Genomic DNA, 16,499 nt, shown 5'->3' on the forward strand with positions numbered 1-16,499 from the left:
TAGGGCGTGAAAAAGGCTACACTTCGAGGCTGAAATTCATTCTCATCACGATAAAAGAGGCGAAGTCCAACGTGGCTCAATTCGTTTATACCATGCATCGTGTCGGCAAAGTTGTCCCGCCGAAACGTCATATTCTTAAAAATATCTCGCTGAGCTTCTTCCCGGGCGCAAAAATCGGTGTTCTGGGTCTCAACGGTGCCGGTAAGTCCACCCTGCTGCGCATCATGGCCGGCATCGATACAGACATCGAAGGTGAAGCCCGTCCGCAGCCTGGCATTAAGATCGGCTACCTGCCGCAGGAACCTCAGCTGAACCCGGAGCACACCGTGCGTGAATCCGTTGAAGAAGCGGTATCCGAGGTGGTTAACGCCCTGAAAGGTCTGGATGAAGTGTATGCCAAATACGCCGAGCCGGATGCGGACTTCGACAAACTGGCCGCTCAGCAGGGCAAATATGAGGAAATTATCCAGGCGCACGATGGTCACAACCTGAACGTGCAGCTGGAGCGCGCGGCTGATGCCCTGCGTCTGCCAGACTGGGATGCGAAAATCGCAAACCTGTCCGGTGGTGAACGCCGCCGTGTGGCGCTGTGCCGCCTGCTGCTGGAAAAACCAGACATGCTGCTGCTCGACGAACCGACCAACCACCTGGATGCCGAATCCGTGGCGTGGCTGGAGCGCTTCCTGCATGACTTCGAAGGCACCGTGGTAGCGATTACCCACGACCGTTACTTCCTCGACAACGTTGCGGGCTGGATCCTGGAGCTGGACCGCGGCGAAGGTATTCCGTGGGAAGGCAACTACTCCTCCTGGCTGGAGCAGAAAGACCAGCGTCTGGCGCAGGAAGCGTCTCAGGAAGCCGCCCGCCGTAAGTCTATTGAGAAAGAGCTGGAGTGGGTGCGTCAGGGCGCGAAAGGCCGTCAGTCTAAGGGCAAAGCCCGTCTGGCACGCTTCGAAGAGCTGAACAACACCGAATACCAGAAACGTAACGAAACCAACGAACTGTTTATTCCACCTGGAGCTCGTCTGGGGGATAAAGTGGTTGAAGTGACTAACCTGCGTAAGTCCTACGGCGACCGCGTGCTGATCGACGATCTGACCTTCTCCGTTCCGAAAGGCGCTATCGTCGGCATCATCGGTCCGAACGGCGCGGGTAAATCCACCCTGTTCCGCATGATGTCTGGTCAGGAACAGCCTGACAGCGGCTCTATCACCCTGGGTGAGACCGTGAAGCTGGCCTCCGTTGACCAGTTCCGCGACGCGATGGACAACAGCAAAACCGTGTGGGAAGAAGTCTCCGGCGGTCTGGATATCATGCGTATCGGCAACACCGAGATGCCAAGCCGCGCCTATGTTGGCCGCTTTAACTTCAAGGGCACCGACCAGGGCAAACGCGTGGGCGAGCTGTCCGGCGGTGAGCGCGGTCGTCTGCACCTGGCAAAACTGCTCCAGGTTGGCGGCAACGTTCTGCTGCTCGATGAACCCACCAACGACCTGGACATCGAAACCCTGCGCGCACTGGAAAACGCCCTGCTGGAGTTCCCGGGCTGCGCGATGGTTATCTCGCACGACCGCTGGTTCCTGGACCGTATCGCGACCCACATCCTGGACTACCAGGACGAAGGTAAGGTGGAGTTCTTCGAAGGTAACTTCACCGAATACGAAGAGTACAAGAAACGCACGCTGGGCGCAGACGCGCTGGAGCCGAAGCGTATTAAGTACAAGCGTATTGCGAAATAAAAGCAAAACGGCAACTTCGGTTGCCGTTTTTTATGTTTGTTCCCTCTCCCCATGGGAAAGGGCCAGGGTGAGGGCATCAGGCCGCACAAAATCACCCGCCCACGTAATACCGCTTCACCTCATCAAACTGCATCGCAAAGTCGATATAGCTCATCAGCGCAGGCGAATTGAGCTTACGGCTCGGGTAGGCCAGCCAGAGATCGTTTCCCTCAACGCTCCACGCCGACAGCACCTTCACCAGCGCGCCCTTTTCGATCTTATCTTCCAGCAGGAATGCGGGTAACAGCGTGATCCCCGCCCCGGCAATGGCGCATTCCCTGGCGTACACCAGATTATCCGTCATATGAGCGTTATCCGGCAGGTAGCGGTAATCCTCATTCTCGCTTCGCAGAAGCCACTCCGACCATGCCCGGTGCGTAATGCAGCGATGCTCCACCAGCTGTCGGGGATGAATTAACGGCTCCCGGCGTGCCAGGTAGTCGGGCGAGGCCAGCATGTAGCGCGGACAGTGCCCAATCATGCGGCCAATCAGGGAAGAATCCTGCGGTTTGCCGGTGCGCAGCGCCACGTCAAAGCCAGACTCGACCAGATCCACCACGTCGTCTGAGATCGACACATCCAGTGACACGTCCGGATAGCGAAGCTGGAACTCGGCATTCATATGCGCCAGCAGCGTCGCGCCAATTCCTGCCGGACAGGTGATCCGCAGCCGCCCGCTGGGGTTTTCTCGCAGCCGCTGAATGGCATACTCCGCGCGCTCGCTGGCCGCCAGCATCTCGCGACAGTGCACCAGATAGTGCTCGCCCGCAAACGTCAGGCTTATTCTGCGCGTCGTGCGATTCAACAGACGGATCCCCACCTGCTGCTCCAGCTGGCTAATACGCTGGCTGACGCTGGATTTTGGCAGTTCCGCCTTCTGCGCCGCCGCGGTAAAGCTGCCCATCTCGGCCACCAGCGCAAACAGTGCCATATCCTGAAGCTGTTTAAACATGATTGTTCACTCTGTACGAACGCTGAGTTCTGGATTGTCCATCTTATCATGCGGCTGACCACTTAATAGACTAGCCTCAACAAAACGAATGCCATTGAGGAGCACACCATGTCAGTGAAAGCCATTGCCGTTAACCCAGAAAATCCCTCCACCTTCGTTGAAATCACCCCGCCGATGCCGCAGCCCGGCGAACACGATCTGCTGGTGGAGGTGAAAGCCGTCTCCGTAAACCCGGTGGACACCAAGGTACATGCAGGCATTGCTAAAAGCGGGCTGAAGGAGCCGCGCATTCTCGGGTGGGATGCCAGCGGGATCGTAAAAGCCGTTGGGGCTGGCGTCACCGGATTCAAACCGGGTGACGAAGTGTGGTACGCGGGGGATATCACCCGACCGGGCAGCAATACCACACATCAGCTGATCGATGCGCGCATTGTCGGGCACAAGCCTGCAAGCCTTGACTGGGCCGCCGCGGCTGCACTGCCGCTGACGGCGCTCACCGCGTGGGAAGGCCTGTTTGAACGGCTGAAGATTCAGGATGCCGACGCAGATAAAACGCTGCTGATTATTGGCGGCGCGGGCGGGGTGGGATCGCTGGCGATCCCGTTTGCGAAGCACAACAGCAAGGTAAAGGTGATCGCAACGGCGTCCCGTGAAGATTCCGCCCGGTGGTGCCGCGATCGCGGTGCAGATGTGGTGGTGAACTACCGCGATCTGAAAGGCGAACTGGCGAAGCACGGGCTGACCTTTGTGGATTACATTTTCATCCTCAACGACACCGACGGGCACTGGGATGCGGTCAGCGACCTGATTGCACCGCAGGGGCATATCTGTTCCATCGTTGAGAATGAACATCCGCTGAACCAGGACAAGCTGAAGTCCAAATCCGCCGCGCTGCACTGGGAATTTATGTACACCCGCAGCATGTATCAGACGGCGGATATGGCGCGTCAGGGAGAGATCCTGGACGAAGTCGCGAAGCTGGTGGATAACGGCGTAGTGGAAAGTTCGCTCAGCGAAACGCTGCACGGGCTAAGCGTGGAAAGCATTACCGAAGCGCACCGCAAGGTGCTGGAGGGGCATATGCGTGGGAAGGTGGTGGTTGAGTATTGATTGGACTGATTCCCTTACCCTGGCCCTCTCCTAAAGGGAGAGGGTGATTAAAGTCCCCTCTCCCTTTGGGAGAGGGTTAGGGTGAGGGGTAAATCTTTTACCCCTGCTCCCCCATCATCTCCTTCACCAGCTCGACGCAGCGCAGGAAACGGGTGTCGTAGTCCGACTCTTCCACATGGACAAACTCAACGTTGTTCTCGTTAAGCATCTCTACCAGCATGGTCTGGAACTCACGCCTGTCCACGGAGCTGCCCAGGCTGCGCATGCCGTCGGCCACCCATGGGGTGTTGTTTTCCAGCAGGATCACCAGGTCAAAGCGGTATTCGTCAATCAGCGCCTGCACAAACGGGTGCTCGCGCCCCTCGTACTTTTTGCAGAACGCCTGCGTGGTGACGAAATCGGTATCAATAAAGGCGACTTTATTGGCGTATTTCACCGCGAAATCAATGTACTGGGCATGACCGAGCGCGATTTTATCGTAGTCGGAATACTGCAACGCCATCTCGTCGCCGCCAAGGTGTGAAAAGACATAATCGCGGCCATACTCCCACGCGCTGGTGGTGTTGAAGATGTTCGCCAGCTTATTGACCAGCGTCGATTTCCCGCTCGACTCGCCGCCGAGGATCGCCACCGTACGCACGAAGAACGGCTTCACCTCGGTCGGGATGTAGTCCCAGTAACGGAACGGGTTCTCGCGAATCTGCGCCCCGCTGATGTTCATGAAGGTGCGTTTAGGATCGATCAGCACCGTCTCGATACCCAGATGCTCGCGGAACTGCGGCGCGTCGGACTCTTCAGAGGTGTAGATCCAGTTAGGCGCAATGCCCTTCTCTTCCATAAACGCTTTGATGCCGTTGCTCCACACGTCCCAGCCGTGCGGATACGGCTCCATGCCCTCTTCGTTAAAGGCATGAATACGAATATTTTTCTGATATTTAAAGGTCTGAAGCAGCCAGCGCAGGCGGTCCGGCACGGTGGGCTGCTGCGACATGGCGCTGTCTTCAAACAGCTGGCGATCGCGGGTTTCATCATAACCCATGATGATATGCAGCTCGTCGACCTGGCTACAGGCGCGCTGGATCAGATAGATATGCCCGGTATGCAGCGGGTAGAACTTACCGAACACCACGCCAATGTTCTTTTGCATCCGCGGAAATTCAAGCCCCAGAAAACGGTGCAGCGCTTCCAGCTTCTGCGCGCTGGGGCTTTTGATTTTGGCGTTCAGCAGTTGGCTCAGGTAGCCCTTGGTCATGCCGCTGGCGTCCGCCACCTGCTGCAACGTGCAGCCCTTCTGGCGGATAGCGGTCTTGATGTAGTCAAATGATGACATAAATTACGGTGCCTCCTGCAAAATCGAATACGTAATTATAAGTCGTCAAAGACATTTAACGCATCTGCGAGTTTTTTAACGCCAAAAACCTGCATCCCTTCCGGAATTTTTTTCGGCACGTTGGCGGCCGGAACAATCGCGCGGCGGAAGCCATGTTTTGCCGCTTCGGAGATACGCTCCTGACCGCTCGGCACCGGGCGGATCTCGCCGGCCAGCCCTACCTCACCAAATACCACCAGATCCTGCGGCAACGGTCTGTCGCGCAGGCTGGAGACCATTGCCAGCAGCAGCGCCAGGTCCGCGCTGGTTTCCGTAACCTTCACCCCACCAACCACATTGACGAACACATCCTGATCCGCCATTTGCAGACCGCCGTGACGGTGCAGCACCGCCAGCAGGATCGCCAGACGGTTCTGTTCCAGACCGACCGCCACGCGCCGCGGGTTGCCCATCATTGAGTGATCCACCAGCGCCTGAATTTCAACCAGCAGCGGACGCGTTCCTTCCCACAGCACCATCACCGAACTCCCGGACGTGATCTCGTCGCCACGGCTCAGGAAGATGGCCGACGGGTTGCTGACTTCGCGAAGCCCCTGCTCGGTCATGGCAAACACGCCAAGTTCATTCACCGCGCCGAAGCGGTTTTTATGGCTGCGCAGGGTACGAAAACGGGAATCCGCATCGCCATCGAGCATTACCGAGCAGTCGATACAGTGTTCAAGCACTTTCGGTCCCGCCAGCGAGCCGTCTTTGGTCACATGACCAACCATCACAATCGCCACGCCGCGCGTTTTGGCAAAGCGCGTCAGGTAGGCCGCGGTTTCACGCACCTGCGCCACGCTTCCCGGTGACGACTGAATGTCAGCCATATGCATCACCTGAATGGAGTCGATCACCATCAGCTTCGGCTGCTCTTCTTCGGCGATCATGCAGATCTGCTCGATGCTGGTTTCCGACAGCATATTCAGATTGCCGGTCGGCAGGCCGAGGCGGTGCGCGCGCATCGCCACCTGCTGGAGTGATTCTTCCCCCGTGACGTACAGGGTTTTCATCTGTTCGGCGAGCTTGCAGAGCGTTTGCAGCAGCAGGGTCGATTTACCCGCGCCCGGGTTACCGCCGATGAGTATAGCGCTGCCCGGCACTACGCCACCGCCGAGCACGCGGTCAAATTCTTTGAATCCGGTTGAGAAGCGCGGCAGCGCCTCAAGGCTGATATCCGAAAGTTTTTGTACCTTCGACACGCCTGCATTGCCCGCATAGCCGCTCAGCCGTTCATTGCGGGCCACGCTCGGCGAAGCCGCCACACCACGCACTTCGGTGATGGTGTTCCAGGCATGACAGGCGCTGCATTGCCCCTGCCAGCGCGGATAATCCGCACCACATTCATTACAGACAAATGCGCGTTTTGGAGCTTTCGCCACGGTTTACCTCGTTATTTTTGATTAATGCTGCCGGAGAGAATACAGAACACCCCCATCAGATCAGCATGACGGATAGTGACTTCCGTCTTTTCATTCACTTTCGGTTTGGCATGGTAGGCAATACCCAGCCCGGCAACTTTGATCATCGGCAGATCGTTCGCGCCATCGCCGATGGCGACGGTCTGCTCGACCGGGATGGCATATTTCTCTGCCAGACGCGTCAGCGTATTGGCTTTGTACTGCGCATCCACGATGTGGCCGATGACCTGTCCGGTGAGTTTGCCGTCCATGATCTCCAGCTCGTTTGCCACCACGGTGGTCAGACGCAGCTTGTCACGCAGGTAGTCGGCAAAGAAGGTGAACCCGCCGGAGGCAATCGCCACTTTCCAGCCGAGCGTCTCCAGCTTGAGTACCAGCTGCGTAAGCCCAGGCATCAGGGGCAGTTCATCGCGCACCTGACGCAAAATGTTAGCATCGGCCCCCTTCAGGGTCGCCACGCGCTGTCTCAGGCTGGCGGTGAAATCCAGCTCGCCGCGCATCGCGCGCTCGGTGACTTCCGCCACCAGCTCTCCGCTGCCCGCCAGTTTAGCAATCTCGTCAATACACTCGATCTGAATGGCGGTGGAGTCCATGTCCATTACCAGCAGGCCGGGCGTTTTCAGGTGCGGAATTTTGCCGAGGGGAGCAACGTCCAGCCCGGCGTCGTGCGCCAGACGCGTGGCGCGCTGCGTCAGGGAACCCGCCAGGCGAATGACCTGATAATCTTCCACACACCAGGCCGCAACGATGACCATCGCTGCGCCCAGTTTGGTTTGATACTGGGTGAGGCGTTGCTTATCCAGGCCGCGTCCGTACAGCAGCCAGCCGCTACGGCCAGCGTGGTAATCGAGAGGCATCACCTCATCGCCACTTAAAGAGAGCGGCAATCCTGGCCATAAAGAGACATCCGTTGGCAGGTCGCACCAGGTAATGTTCGGCATTGAAGCTCCTGTAATTTCGTTCGCGCCGGAAGGTTCCAGAGGGAAAATAACGCATGAGGCTACCCTGTAACCATCACTTCTGGCAACATTAAGCCGTAAATTTTAAGCAGGTGGAATATGGCTCGCGCAAAACTGAAATTCCGGCTTCATCGCGCCGTGATTGTCCTGATCTGTCTCGCACTATTAGTGGCGCTGATGCAGGGGGCATCCTGGTTTAGCCAGAATCACCAACGACAGCGTAACCCGCAGTTTGAGGAGCTGGCCCGGACGCTGGCGCACCAGGTGACGCTCAACGTTGCGCCGTCTATGCGCACCGAAACGCCGGATGATAAGCGAATAGCCCAGGTATTGCGCCAGCTTACGGAAAACAGCCGCATTCTGGATGCGGGCGTGTACGATGAACAGGGCGACCTGATTGCCCGCGCGGGTGAGCATGTCGACGTGCGCGACAGGCTGGCGCTGGACGGCAAAAAAGCCGGTGGTTATTTCAACCAACAAATCGTCGAACCCATTCAGGGCAAGAATGGTCCGCTCGGCTATTTACGTCTGACACTCGACACCCACACCCTGCCAACCGAAGCCAAACAGGTGGATAACACCACCAATATTTTGCGCCTGATGCTGCTGCTCTCACTGGCGATTGGCGTGGTACTGGCACGTACGTTGCTCCAGGGCAAGCGCACCCGCTGGCAGCAGTCACCGTTCCTGTTAACCGCCAGCAAGTCGGTTCCCGAAGAGGAAGAGAGCGAGAAGAAAGAATAGTGATAAAGTAGGCGGATGATTCGGAAAAGGAACTCTGCCATGTCGACGTTACGCCTGCTAATCTCTGACTCTTACGATCCCTGGTTTAACCTGGCGGTAGAAGAGTGCATCTTCCGCCAGATGCCTGCCACCCAGCGCGTCCTGTTTCTCTGGCGCAACGCTGATACGGTCGTTATTGGCCGCGCGCAAAATCCGTGGAAAGAGTGTAACACCCGCCGTATGGAAGAGGACAACGTCCGCCTGGCGCGCCGCAGCAGCGGCGGCGGTGCGGTATTCCACGATCTGGGCAATACCTGCTTTACCTTTATGGCGGGCAAGCCGGAATACGACAAAACCATCTCGACCTCCATTGTGCTTAATGCGCTCAATTCGCTCGGCGTGACGGCTGAAGCCTCGGGACGTAACGATCTGGTGGTCAAAACGCCCGATGGCGACCGCAAGGTATCCGGCTCTGCCTATCGCGAAACGATGGATCGGGGATTCCACCACGGCACATTATTGCTGAATGCCGATCTGAGCCGTCTGGCTAACTACCTTAATCCAGATAAGAAAAAGCTACAGGCTAAGGGTATTACCTCCGTGCGCGGGCGCGTGGCGAATCTGGTGGAACTGCTGCCCGGGATTACTCATGAGCAGATTTGCGATGCGATCCGTGAAGCCTTCTTCGAACATTACGGTGAGCGGGTAGAAGCTGAAGTGATCTCCCCTGACAAAACACCGGACCTGCCCAACTTCGCGGAAACCTTTGCGCGCCAGAGCAGCTGGGAGTGGAACTTCGGCCAGGCACCGGCCTTTTCACACCTGCTGGACGAACGGTTTACCTGGGGCGGAGTGGAGCTGCACTTTGACGTGGAGAAGGGCCATATTACCCGCACGCAGGTCTTTACGGATAGTCTCAATCCTGCACCGCTGGAGGCGCTGGCCGCACGTTTACAGGGCTGTCTGTACCATGCAGACAGTCTGCAACAGGCGTGCGAAGCGCTGTGGGTGGATTTCCCGGACCACGAGCGGGAGCTACGGGATCTCTCCCAATGGATCGCTGGCGCGGTGCGTTAATAAAAACACATAAGGGAAGTGAATACGCTTCCCTTATTCCTGAAAATTAACACATGTATATAAATAAACAGGGAACATACACAAAATATATATTTATAGCTTATATATTAAGGGGAATTACATTCAAAAATTAACACTCCTTAATGTAAAGTTAGCTTTTCCTCTAGAATAATAGACAGCAAGAAATAGTTTTTCTATTTCTTCTCCACACGTCTGTTTCGAACGTTAAGGATTAACGATGAAAAAAATCATTATTGCAACCGCTGTTGCAATGACCCTCTCTGCGACTGCACATGCCGACTCTACTGCGGTATTAAAATTAAAAGGCGTATTAACCAACAACGCCTGTACCCCAACGCTGAGCGATGGCGCTGTCGTTGATTTCGGCACTAAATATATCAGCTCGCTCTCCGCAACGGCAGATAACCAGCTGGGTTATAAAGATATTTCTCTGACTATCAACTGCTCTGCCGCAACGAAAGTAGCGTGGTCCATTACCGATGATCACGCAGATTCAATGAAGAAAATGACCATCGATAACGCCACTTTCGCGGGCGATCAGGCATGGAGTTCAACTAACCAGTACGGCGTAGGTAAAACGGCTGGCGGCGTCAATATCGGCGCTTACTCCGTGGGTATGAATTCGAATGTAACCGTAGATGGAAACGTCAAAGCATTAGGTTATTCTGCGATAGCAGATGATCCAATGTGGTTACTTGCGAATACGGGTTCGCAGCTCGTCACTCATAGTGACGGTTCTATCCAGTATAGCGCACTAAATAGCAGTGATCGGACGTTGGTTCCCTTTATGAATGCCGTATTCCCGCTGCGCGTTGCGCTGGCGGTGCAGAAAACTGACACCCTGGCAATTACCGACGATACCCCGATCGACGGCCAGGCCACCATCACTTTGCATTATCTGTAACTGGCTCATTTCGCTTGTGAACTGAGCGTGATGGCCTGCATTTGTTAAGGAACAACAATGAAAAAGATTTTAGTTGCCACTGCCGTTGCGCTGGCCCTCTCCGCGACTGCCGCTAACGCCGCCTCTACCGCCGTACTGAAAGTGACCGGTTTACTCTCCGTTGCCGCCTGCACCCCGCAGTTAAGCGGCGGCGGCGAGGTGGATTATGGTCTTATCCACCTGGCGGATCTCTCCGCGACCAGCGTTAACCAGTTGGGTCAGAAAGATATCTCCCTGACCATCACCTGCCCGGTAGCCACTAAAGCTGGCTGGACCATCAGCGATGACCGCGCAGACACCCATCCGGGTGCTTCTGTGATCACCATTAACACCGCAGACGCGGCGGGCGGCAACGTTTCCGACACCACCCAGTCCTACGGCGTGGGCAAAACCGCGGGCGGCGTGAAAATTGGCGCTTACTCCATCTTTGCTGATGTGGCGAACGTCACCGCCGACGGCGTGAAATCAGACGTTATCTCCGGTACCGTGGACAGCCCGTCCTGGCAGAAAACCGCTACCGGTATCATCAAAAACGCCAACATGGAAATGATGACCGTGGCCGCTTCCGGCACCACTGCGCCGCTGCCTTTCACGACCGCAGTATTTCCGCTGAAAACCTCCCTGGCGATTCAGAATACCGCGGCCCTCGCGATTACCGATGATACCAACCTGGATGGTCAGGCCACGATTACCGTTAAATATCTCTGATTATCAACCCGATAAAGTGTGAACTATGCCTCCTCTTAACAGAGGAGGTATTTTGTCAGGTTAAAGGATTAATCTTGATGTCAGTTGAATCCACGATCGCTCAGTGCGCCATTGCCGCACCGTTATTATTCTCTGCTCTCTTTGCTCAGGCGTATGCCGCCGGAATGGTGCCAGAAACCACGCTGCTGGTTATTGAAGAGTCGACTCACAGCGGCACCATGAACGTAAAAAATACCGACACCTTCCCGGCCCTGATCTATACCATCATTGTCGATCTTCCTGACGATACAGGCGTGACGTTAAACGCGTGACCCTTGAGGCTATCCCGCCGAAAAACACCGATAAACATATGTGGATCGGCTTTAACCTGAGTCAGGATCTGCCCAACGGCATCAAGAACATTTCTGTCGCCCATACAGCCTTCAGGGAGCTGGATTTCAAAGTACTGAATACCCGTCGCGTAATGCTCGAAGTGAAACGTGCAGACGGCTCGTGACTGTCAAAAGGGACCAGTATCGTAGATGAGAAAAACAACTACCTGGTCAGCGCGGTGGACAGCGGGCGCGTTTTTGTCACTGATATGTCCAATAGCCCGGCACTTTATGCCGTTGACGATAATATGCAGCGCATCTGCCGCATCGATTAATCCCTGAGTGAGACTCAGGACAAAGAATCGTTTTATGAAACTGCTAAAGGAGTCTGTAAATGAAACACCTGGGTAAACATTTACTGATGACTTTTTCGCTAATGGCTACGCTTTTTACGCCTGCCTCGTGGTCCGCCGATGAGTGCCTGCTCACCCTCACCCCGGTGCTGAGTGACCGCCAGTTTAATTACGTAGGTGATACGGTGACGCTGGAAAGCAATTTGATGTGGGAAGTGTTGACGAAGTAAGCACCATAGGGGGCAAACCTGCCCCCCTGAAGAAAACGAAATTACTCTTTATCGCCCAGCAGAACGGATTCCAGCGCGATTTTGATCATGTCGTTGAAGGTGGTCTGACGCTCGGCAGCGGTAGTCTGCTCGTGAGTACGGATATGGTCAGACACGGTGCAAATAGTCAGCGCTTTCGCACCGAATTCAGCCGCCACGCCGTAGATACCGGCCGCTTCCATTTCAACACCCAGAATGCCGTATTTTTCCATCACGTCGAACATGTCGCCTTCTGGCGAGTAGAACAGATCGGCAGAGAACAGGTTGCCCACGCGCGCGTCTACGCCCAGCGCTTTTGCCGCGTCAACCGCGTTACGCACCATGTCAAAGTCAGCAATGGCCGCAAAGTCATGATCTTTAAAGCGGATGCGGTTAACTTTAGAGTCGGTGCACGCGCCCATGCCGATCACCACGTCACGCAGCTTAACGTCCATGCGAACCGCGCCGCAGGAGCCGACACGGATGATTTTCTTCACGCCGAAATCGGTGATCAGCTCTTTGGTGTAGATGGAGCAGGATGGGATACCCATGCCGTGACCCATCACGGAGATTTTGCGGCCTTTATAGGTACCGGTGAAGCCCAGCATCCCGCGCACGTTGTTCACTTCACGCACGTCTTCGAGGAAGGTTTCTGCAATGTGCTTCGCGCGCAGCGGGTCGCCCGGCATCAATACGACGTCAGCGAAATCACCCATTTCTGCATTAATGTGAGGAGTTGCCATCTTCAGTTCCTTTTACATTGTTGTTTTTGCCGGGTGGAGGCTGCGCCTTACCCGGCCTACATTCTGTTTTCCCTCTCCCTGTGGGAGAGGCTCGGGGTGAGGGCATCAGGCCTCACCCAATCCGTTTAGAACATAGCCTTGCCATATTCCATGTCAGACGTACCAAAGTATTTCGCAATCGTCTGGCCGATGTCCGCGAAGGTTTCACGGTGACCCAGCGAGCCCGGTTTGACTTTCGGGCCGTACACCAGCACCGGAATGTGCTCACGGGTGTGGTCGGTACCGGTCCAGGTCGGGTCACAGCCATGGTCAGCGGTCAGGATCAGAATGTCATCTTCTCCCACCAGCTCCATCAGCTCTGGCAGACGGCGGTCAAACAGCTCCAGACCCGCAGCATAACCGGCGACGTCGCGACGGTGGCCCCAGGAGGAGTCGAAGTCCACGAAGTTGGTGAAGACAATGGTCTTATCGCCCGCTTCTTTCATCTCTTTGATGGTGGCGTCGAACAGCGCATCCAGACCGGTCGCTTTGACCTTTTTGGTAATGCCGCAGTTGGCGTAAATGTCCGCGATTTTACCCACGGAAACCACGTGACCGTCTTTCTCGTCGACGAGTTTTTGCAGCACGGTCGGCGCCGGTGGCTCCACGGCCAGATCGTGACGGTTGCCGGTACGCTGGAAGTTACCCGCTTTGTCGCCGATAAACGGACGCGCGATAACGCGGCCAATGTTGTAGCCGCCTTCGGTCAGCTCTTCACGGGCGATTTCGCACAACTCGTACAGTTTATCCAGGCCAAACGTCTCTTCATGGCAGGCGATCTGGAACACGGAGTCAGCAGAGGTATAGAAAATTGGCTTGCCGGTTTTCATGTGCTCTTCGCCGAGCTGGTCCAGAATCACGGTACCCGAGGAGTGGCAGTTGCCGAGGTAGCCCGGCAGGTTGGCACGCTTCACCAGCTTATCAAGCAGCTCTTGCGGGAAGCTGTTCTCGTGATCGGAGAAGTACCCCCAGTCGAACAGCACCGGCACGCCGGCGATTTCCCAGTGGCCGGACGGAGTATCTTTACCGGAAGAGAGCTCGTGCGCCCACGCGTAGGCGCCCACCACTTCCGCGTTACCGTCCATACCGGCTGCGATCTTACCGGTAGAGCCTTCATGCGCTTTTACCAGCCCCAGACGGGTCAGGTTTGGCAGGTTCAGAGGGCCTTTACGACCGTTGTCCGCTTCGCCTTTTGCACAGGCTTCCGCGATGTGACCCAGGGTATCGGAACCCACGTCACCAAATCGTTCTGCATCTTCGGTTGCGCCGATGCCGAATGAGTCCAGCACCATAATAAATGCACGTTTCATAATTGTTCTCCGTACTTAGTGCTTCATAAAAATGCGATCAGATCAGTATACCGCTATTCAGTGATACGACGATAGACCGTCGGTGTGGTTTCCGGTGCTTTATCGTCAAGAGATATTGCCGCCTTCACCGCTTTCGCCGCGTCCTGCCAGCTGGCTTCATCTTTCGCGTGGATCACCGCCAGCGGACGTTGGCCGTCAACGCTGTCGCCCAGACGGGCCATATCGGTAAAGCCGACGCTGTAATCAATGGTGTCCGATGCCTGACGACGACCGCCGCCCATAGACACGACAGCCATGCCGAGCGCGCGGGTATCCATAGCCGAGACAAAGCCTTCGCTGTCCGCATAGACCGCTTTGCTGAGCATCGCGGTGGGCAGGTATTTCGCGTAGTTTTCCACGAAGTCGGTCGGGCCTTTCTGCGCCGCCACCATCCGACCAAAGATCTCCGCCGCTTTGCCGTTGTCCAGCACCGCCTGAAGCTTCGCGCGCGCGTCAGCGTCGTCTTTGGCCAGCTTGCCGGAGATTAACATCTCAACGCACAGCGCCATGGTGACATCGAACAGGCGCGGGTTACGGTATTCGCCTGTGAGGAACTGCACAGCCTCGCGGACTTCAACCGCGTTACCGGCGCTGGAGGCCAGCACCTGGTTCATGTCCGTCAGCAGTGCGGTGGTGCGCACGCCCGCGCCGTTGGAAACGCCAACGATCGCTTCGGCCAGCGCCTCAGAGAGTTCATAGGTCGGCATAAACGCGCCGCTGCCCACTTTCACATCCATCACCAGCGCATCCAGACCTTCCGCCAGTTTTTTGGCAAGGATAGAGGCGGTGATCAGCGGGATGGAGTCTACGGTCGCGGTAATGTCACGCGTCGCGTAGAAACGCTTATCTGCCGGAGCAAGAGAGCTGGTCTGGCCGATAATCGCCACGCCAACGTCTTTAATAATGTCGCGGAAGCGGTTGTCATCCGGGAAGATATCGAAGCCCGGAATGGCTTCCAGTTTGTCGAGCGTACCGCCGGTGTGGCCCAGGCCGCGCCCGGAAATCATCGGGATGTAACCGCCGCAGGCTGCCACCATCGGGCCAAGCATCAGGGAGGTCACGTCGCCCACGCCGCCGGTGGAGTGTTTGTCCACAATCGGGCCGTTGAGGTTGAGGCTTTTCCAGTCCAGAACGGTTCCTGAATCTCGCATCGCCATGGTCAGCGACACGCGCTCAGGCATCGACATATCGTGGAAGAAAATGGTCATCGCCAGAGCCGCAATCTGCCCTTCAGAGATGGTGTTATCACGAATGCCATTGATAAAGAAGCGGATTTCTTCGTCGCTTAATGCATGACCATCACGTTTTTTACGAATAATTTCTTGTGCGAGAAACACGGTAACCTCCATGCGGAATCGGGTGAATGGCGGCGGGTATGTTGACCCGCCCCACGATCCTTTAGGCCGGGTTAGCGTAGCGCCACCCGGCAATTCAACTTAGTAGCTGCTTGCGCTCTTACCGTCGCCGTGACCCAGCGCTTTCAGCAGGCTGGCCAGCAGGCTGGACGCGCCGAAGCGGTAGTGGCGGGAGTCCGCCCAGTCGGCGCCGAACAGCTCGTCGGCAATCGCCAGGAACTGCTGCGCGTCTTCTGCGGTACGCACGCCGCCTGCCGGTTTGAAGCCAACGGTTTTGGACACGCCCATATCACGGATGACTTCCATCATGATGCGTGCGCTTTCCGGGGTAGCGTTGACCGGCACTTTACCGGTAGAGGTTTTAATGAAATCCGCGCCCGCTTTGATGGAGATTTCAGACGCCTTACGAATCAGCGCCTCTTCTTTCAGCTCGCCGGTTTCGATGATCACTTTAAGCAGCACGTTTGCCGCCGCACACGCGTCTTTACAGGCTTTCACCAGGTCAAAACCGACCTGCTCGTTGCCGGCGATCAGCGCGCGGTACGGGAATACCACGTCAACTTCGTCTGCGCCGTACGCAATCGCTGCGCGGGTTTCTGCCAGCGCGATCTCGATATCGTCATTGCCGTGCGGGAAGTTAGTTACGGTGGCAATGCGCACGTCCGGCGTGCCCTGCTCTTTCAGCGTTTTGCGGGCAATCGGGATGAAGCGCGGATAGATACAGACGGCGGCGGTGTTACCCACTGGCGTTTTCGCCTGATGGCACAGGGCGATGACTTTTTCATTGGTGTCGTCATCGTTCAGGGTGGTCAGGTCCATCAGTTTCAACGCGCGCAGGCTGCTTGCAGTTAAATCGGTCATAACATTCTCCAACGGCAGTGCCGTATAAATTTTACCTTGCGGGTCTGTGAGTATTCTAACATTCACCCGCATCCACACTTCGACATTCATCACAGTTAATGAAAACTGTGTGCAAATTTGCATTACTGTAATGAGATCTTCTTCAAATTTTAGTGCGTTAATTGCTGACTAAATCGGCG

15 protein-coding genes and 2 pseudogenes are annotated in these 16,499 nt (G+C 56.2%); 9 read left to right on the plus strand and 8 right to left on the minus strand.

From position 1 onward, the window contains the following. The first annotated feature begins 71 nt into the window (after positions 1-71). A complete protein-coding gene (gene ettA / locus DD597_RS06760; RefSeq protein ID WP_003856515.1) occupies positions 72-1,739 on the plus strand; it encodes an energy-dependent translational throttle protein EttA in 1,668 nt (555 codons plus the stop codon). Between the two features lie 91 nt (positions 1,740-1,830). Here the strand turns inward: ettA and DD597_RS06765 are convergent, their stop codons facing one another. Next, positions 1,831-2,730, minus strand: a complete 900-nt coding sequence (locus DD597_RS06765) for a LysR family transcriptional regulator (protein WP_022650376.1) — start codon at positions 2,728-2,730, stop codon at positions 1,831-1,833. Between the two features lie 108 nt (positions 2,731-2,838). On the opposite strand from DD597_RS06765, the gene DD597_RS06770 reads away from it, so the two are divergent. Continuing rightward, the gene (locus DD597_RS06770) at positions 2,839-3,840 is read left to right on the plus strand and encodes a zinc-binding alcohol dehydrogenase family protein (RefSeq protein ID WP_022650375.1); all 1,002 of its coding nucleotides are present in this window, start codon (positions 2,839-2,841) and stop codon (positions 3,838-3,840) included. Positions 3,841-3,937: 97 nt separating this feature from the next. On the opposite strand, the gene nadR is transcribed toward DD597_RS06770, so the two are convergent. From nadR to serB, 3 genes are read right to left on the minus strand one after another with little or no spacing between them, the layout of a single operon-like run. Further along, on the minus strand, positions 3,938-5,170 hold the full coding sequence (nadR, locus tag DD597_RS06775; RefSeq protein ID WP_003856522.1) for a multifunctional transcriptional regulator/nicotinamide-nucleotide adenylyltransferase/ribosylnicotinamide kinase NadR: 1,233 nt from the start codon (positions 5,168-5,170) through the stop codon (positions 3,938-3,940). A 35-nt stretch (positions 5,171-5,205) separates the two neighbouring features. Then, on the minus strand, positions 5,206-6,591 hold the full coding sequence (gene radA / locus DD597_RS06780) for a DNA repair protein RadA (protein WP_003856523.1): 1,386 nt from the start codon (positions 6,589-6,591) through the stop codon (positions 5,206-5,208). 11 nt (positions 6,592-6,602) lie between these two features. Further along, complete coding sequence (serB, locus tag DD597_RS06785; RefSeq protein ID WP_129256056.1) at positions 6,603-7,571, minus strand: phosphoserine phosphatase; 969 nt, start codon at positions 7,569-7,571, stop codon at positions 6,603-6,605. A 117-nt stretch (positions 7,572-7,688) separates the two neighbouring features. Here serB and DD597_RS06795 point away from each other — a divergent pair, with 117 nt between their 5' ends. The 7 genes and pseudogenes from DD597_RS06795 to DD597_RS25105 all read left to right on the plus strand — a co-directional run. Continuing rightward, complete coding sequence (locus DD597_RS06795; protein WP_022650374.1) at positions 7,689-8,333, plus strand: YtjB family periplasmic protein; 645 nt, start codon at positions 7,689-7,691, stop codon at positions 8,331-8,333. A gap of 39 nt (positions 8,334-8,372) precedes the next feature. Further along, entirely contained in the window at positions 8,373-9,389 is a 1,017-nt protein-coding gene (lplA, locus tag DD597_RS06800; protein ID WP_023324128.1) for a lipoate--protein ligase LplA, read from the plus strand. A 238-nt stretch (positions 9,390-9,627) separates the two neighbouring features. After that, complete coding sequence (locus tag DD597_RS06805; protein ID WP_022650372.1) at positions 9,628-10,314, plus strand: DUF1120 domain-containing protein; 687 nt, start codon at positions 9,628-9,630, stop codon at positions 10,312-10,314. 57 nt (positions 10,315-10,371) lie between these two features. Further along, a complete protein-coding gene (locus tag DD597_RS06810) occupies positions 10,372-11,061 on the plus strand; it encodes a DUF1120 domain-containing protein (RefSeq protein ID WP_003856531.1) in 690 nt (229 codons plus the stop codon). 77 nt (positions 11,062-11,138) lie between these two features. After that, a complete protein-coding gene (locus DD597_RS06815) occupies positions 11,139-11,372 on the plus strand; it encodes a hypothetical protein (RefSeq protein WP_022650371.1) in 234 nt (77 codons plus the stop codon). 59 nt (positions 11,373-11,431) lie between these two features. Further along, a pseudogene (locus tag DD597_RS24820) lies at positions 11,432-11,770 on the plus strand (FimD/PapC C-terminal domain-containing protein); the annotation flags it as partial. 86 nt (positions 11,771-11,856) lie between these two features. Continuing rightward, positions 11,857-11,955: pseudogene (locus tag DD597_RS25105) on the plus strand (hypothetical protein); the annotation flags it as partial. A 41-nt stretch (positions 11,956-11,996) separates the two neighbouring features. Here the strand turns inward: DD597_RS25105 and deoD are convergent. From deoD to deoC, 4 genes are all read right to left on the minus strand, one after another. Then, a complete protein-coding gene (gene deoD / locus DD597_RS06825) occupies positions 11,997-12,716 on the minus strand; it encodes a purine-nucleoside phosphorylase (protein ID WP_003856538.1) in 720 nt (239 codons plus the stop codon). Between the two features lie 125 nt (positions 12,717-12,841). After that, positions 12,842-14,065, minus strand: a complete 1,224-nt coding sequence (deoB, locus tag DD597_RS06830) for a phosphopentomutase (RefSeq protein ID WP_003856540.1) — start codon at positions 14,063-14,065, stop codon at positions 12,842-12,844. 53 nt (positions 14,066-14,118) lie between these two features. Further along, positions 14,119-15,441 (minus strand): thymidine phosphorylase, encoded by a 1,323-nt coding sequence (gene deoA / locus DD597_RS06835; RefSeq protein WP_003856542.1) that lies wholly within the window; start codon positions 15,439-15,441, stop codon positions 14,119-14,121. Between the two features lie 99 nt (positions 15,442-15,540). Next, positions 15,541-16,320 (minus strand): deoxyribose-phosphate aldolase, encoded by a 780-nt coding sequence (deoC, locus tag DD597_RS06840; RefSeq protein WP_003856543.1) that lies wholly within the window; start codon positions 16,318-16,320, stop codon positions 15,541-15,543. Between the last annotated feature and the right edge of the window lie 179 nt (positions 16,321-16,499).

The organism is Enterobacter cloacae complex sp. 677-3DZ2D5B, from assembly GCF_004136695.1.
Taxonomy (GTDB): Bacteria; Pseudomonadota; Gammaproteobacteria; order Enterobacterales; family Enterobacteriaceae; genus Enterobacter; species Enterobacter hormaechei_C.

What these genes read in the sequence shown, in the direction of transcription:
- DD597_RS06765 (WP_022650376.1), bottom strand. Translation starts at nt 2,730, where the DNA reads ATGTTTAAACAGCTTCAGGATATGGCACTGTTTGCGCTGGTGGCCGAG.
- DD597_RS06770 (WP_022650375.1), top strand. Translation starts at nt 2,839, where the DNA reads ATGTCAGTGAAAGCCATTGCCGTTAACCCAGAAAATCCCTCCACCTTC.
- nadR (WP_003856522.1), bottom strand. Translation starts at nt 5,170, where the DNA reads ATGTCATCATTTGACTACATCAAGACCGCTATCCGCCAGAAGGGCTGC.
- serB (WP_129256056.1), bottom strand. Translation starts at nt 7,571, where the DNA reads ATGCCGAACATTACCTGGTGCGACCTGCCAACGGATGTCTCTTTATGG.
- DD597_RS06795 (WP_022650374.1), top strand. Translation starts at nt 7,689, where the DNA reads ATGGCTCGCGCAAAACTGAAATTCCGGCTTCATCGCGCCGTGATTGTC.
- lplA (WP_023324128.1), top strand. Translation starts at nt 8,373, where the DNA reads ATGTCGACGTTACGCCTGCTAATCTCTGACTCTTACGATCCCTGGTTT.
- DD597_RS06805 (WP_022650372.1), top strand. Translation starts at nt 9,628, where the DNA reads ATGAAAAAAATCATTATTGCAACCGCTGTTGCAATGACCCTCTCTGCG.
- DD597_RS06810 (WP_003856531.1), top strand. Translation starts at nt 10,372, where the DNA reads ATGAAAAAGATTTTAGTTGCCACTGCCGTTGCGCTGGCCCTCTCCGCG.
- DD597_RS06815 (WP_022650371.1), top strand. Translation starts at nt 11,139, where the DNA reads ATGTCAGTTGAATCCACGATCGCTCAGTGCGCCATTGCCGCACCGTTA.
- deoD (WP_003856538.1), bottom strand. Translation starts at nt 12,716, where the DNA reads ATGGCAACTCCTCACATTAATGCAGAAATGGGTGATTTCGCTGACGTC.
- deoB (WP_003856540.1), bottom strand. Translation starts at nt 14,065, where the DNA reads ATGAAACGTGCATTTATTATGGTGCTGGACTCATTCGGCATCGGCGCA.
- deoC (WP_003856543.1), bottom strand. Translation starts at nt 16,320, where the DNA reads ATGACCGATTTAACTGCAAGCAGCCTGCGCGCGTTGAAACTGATGGAC.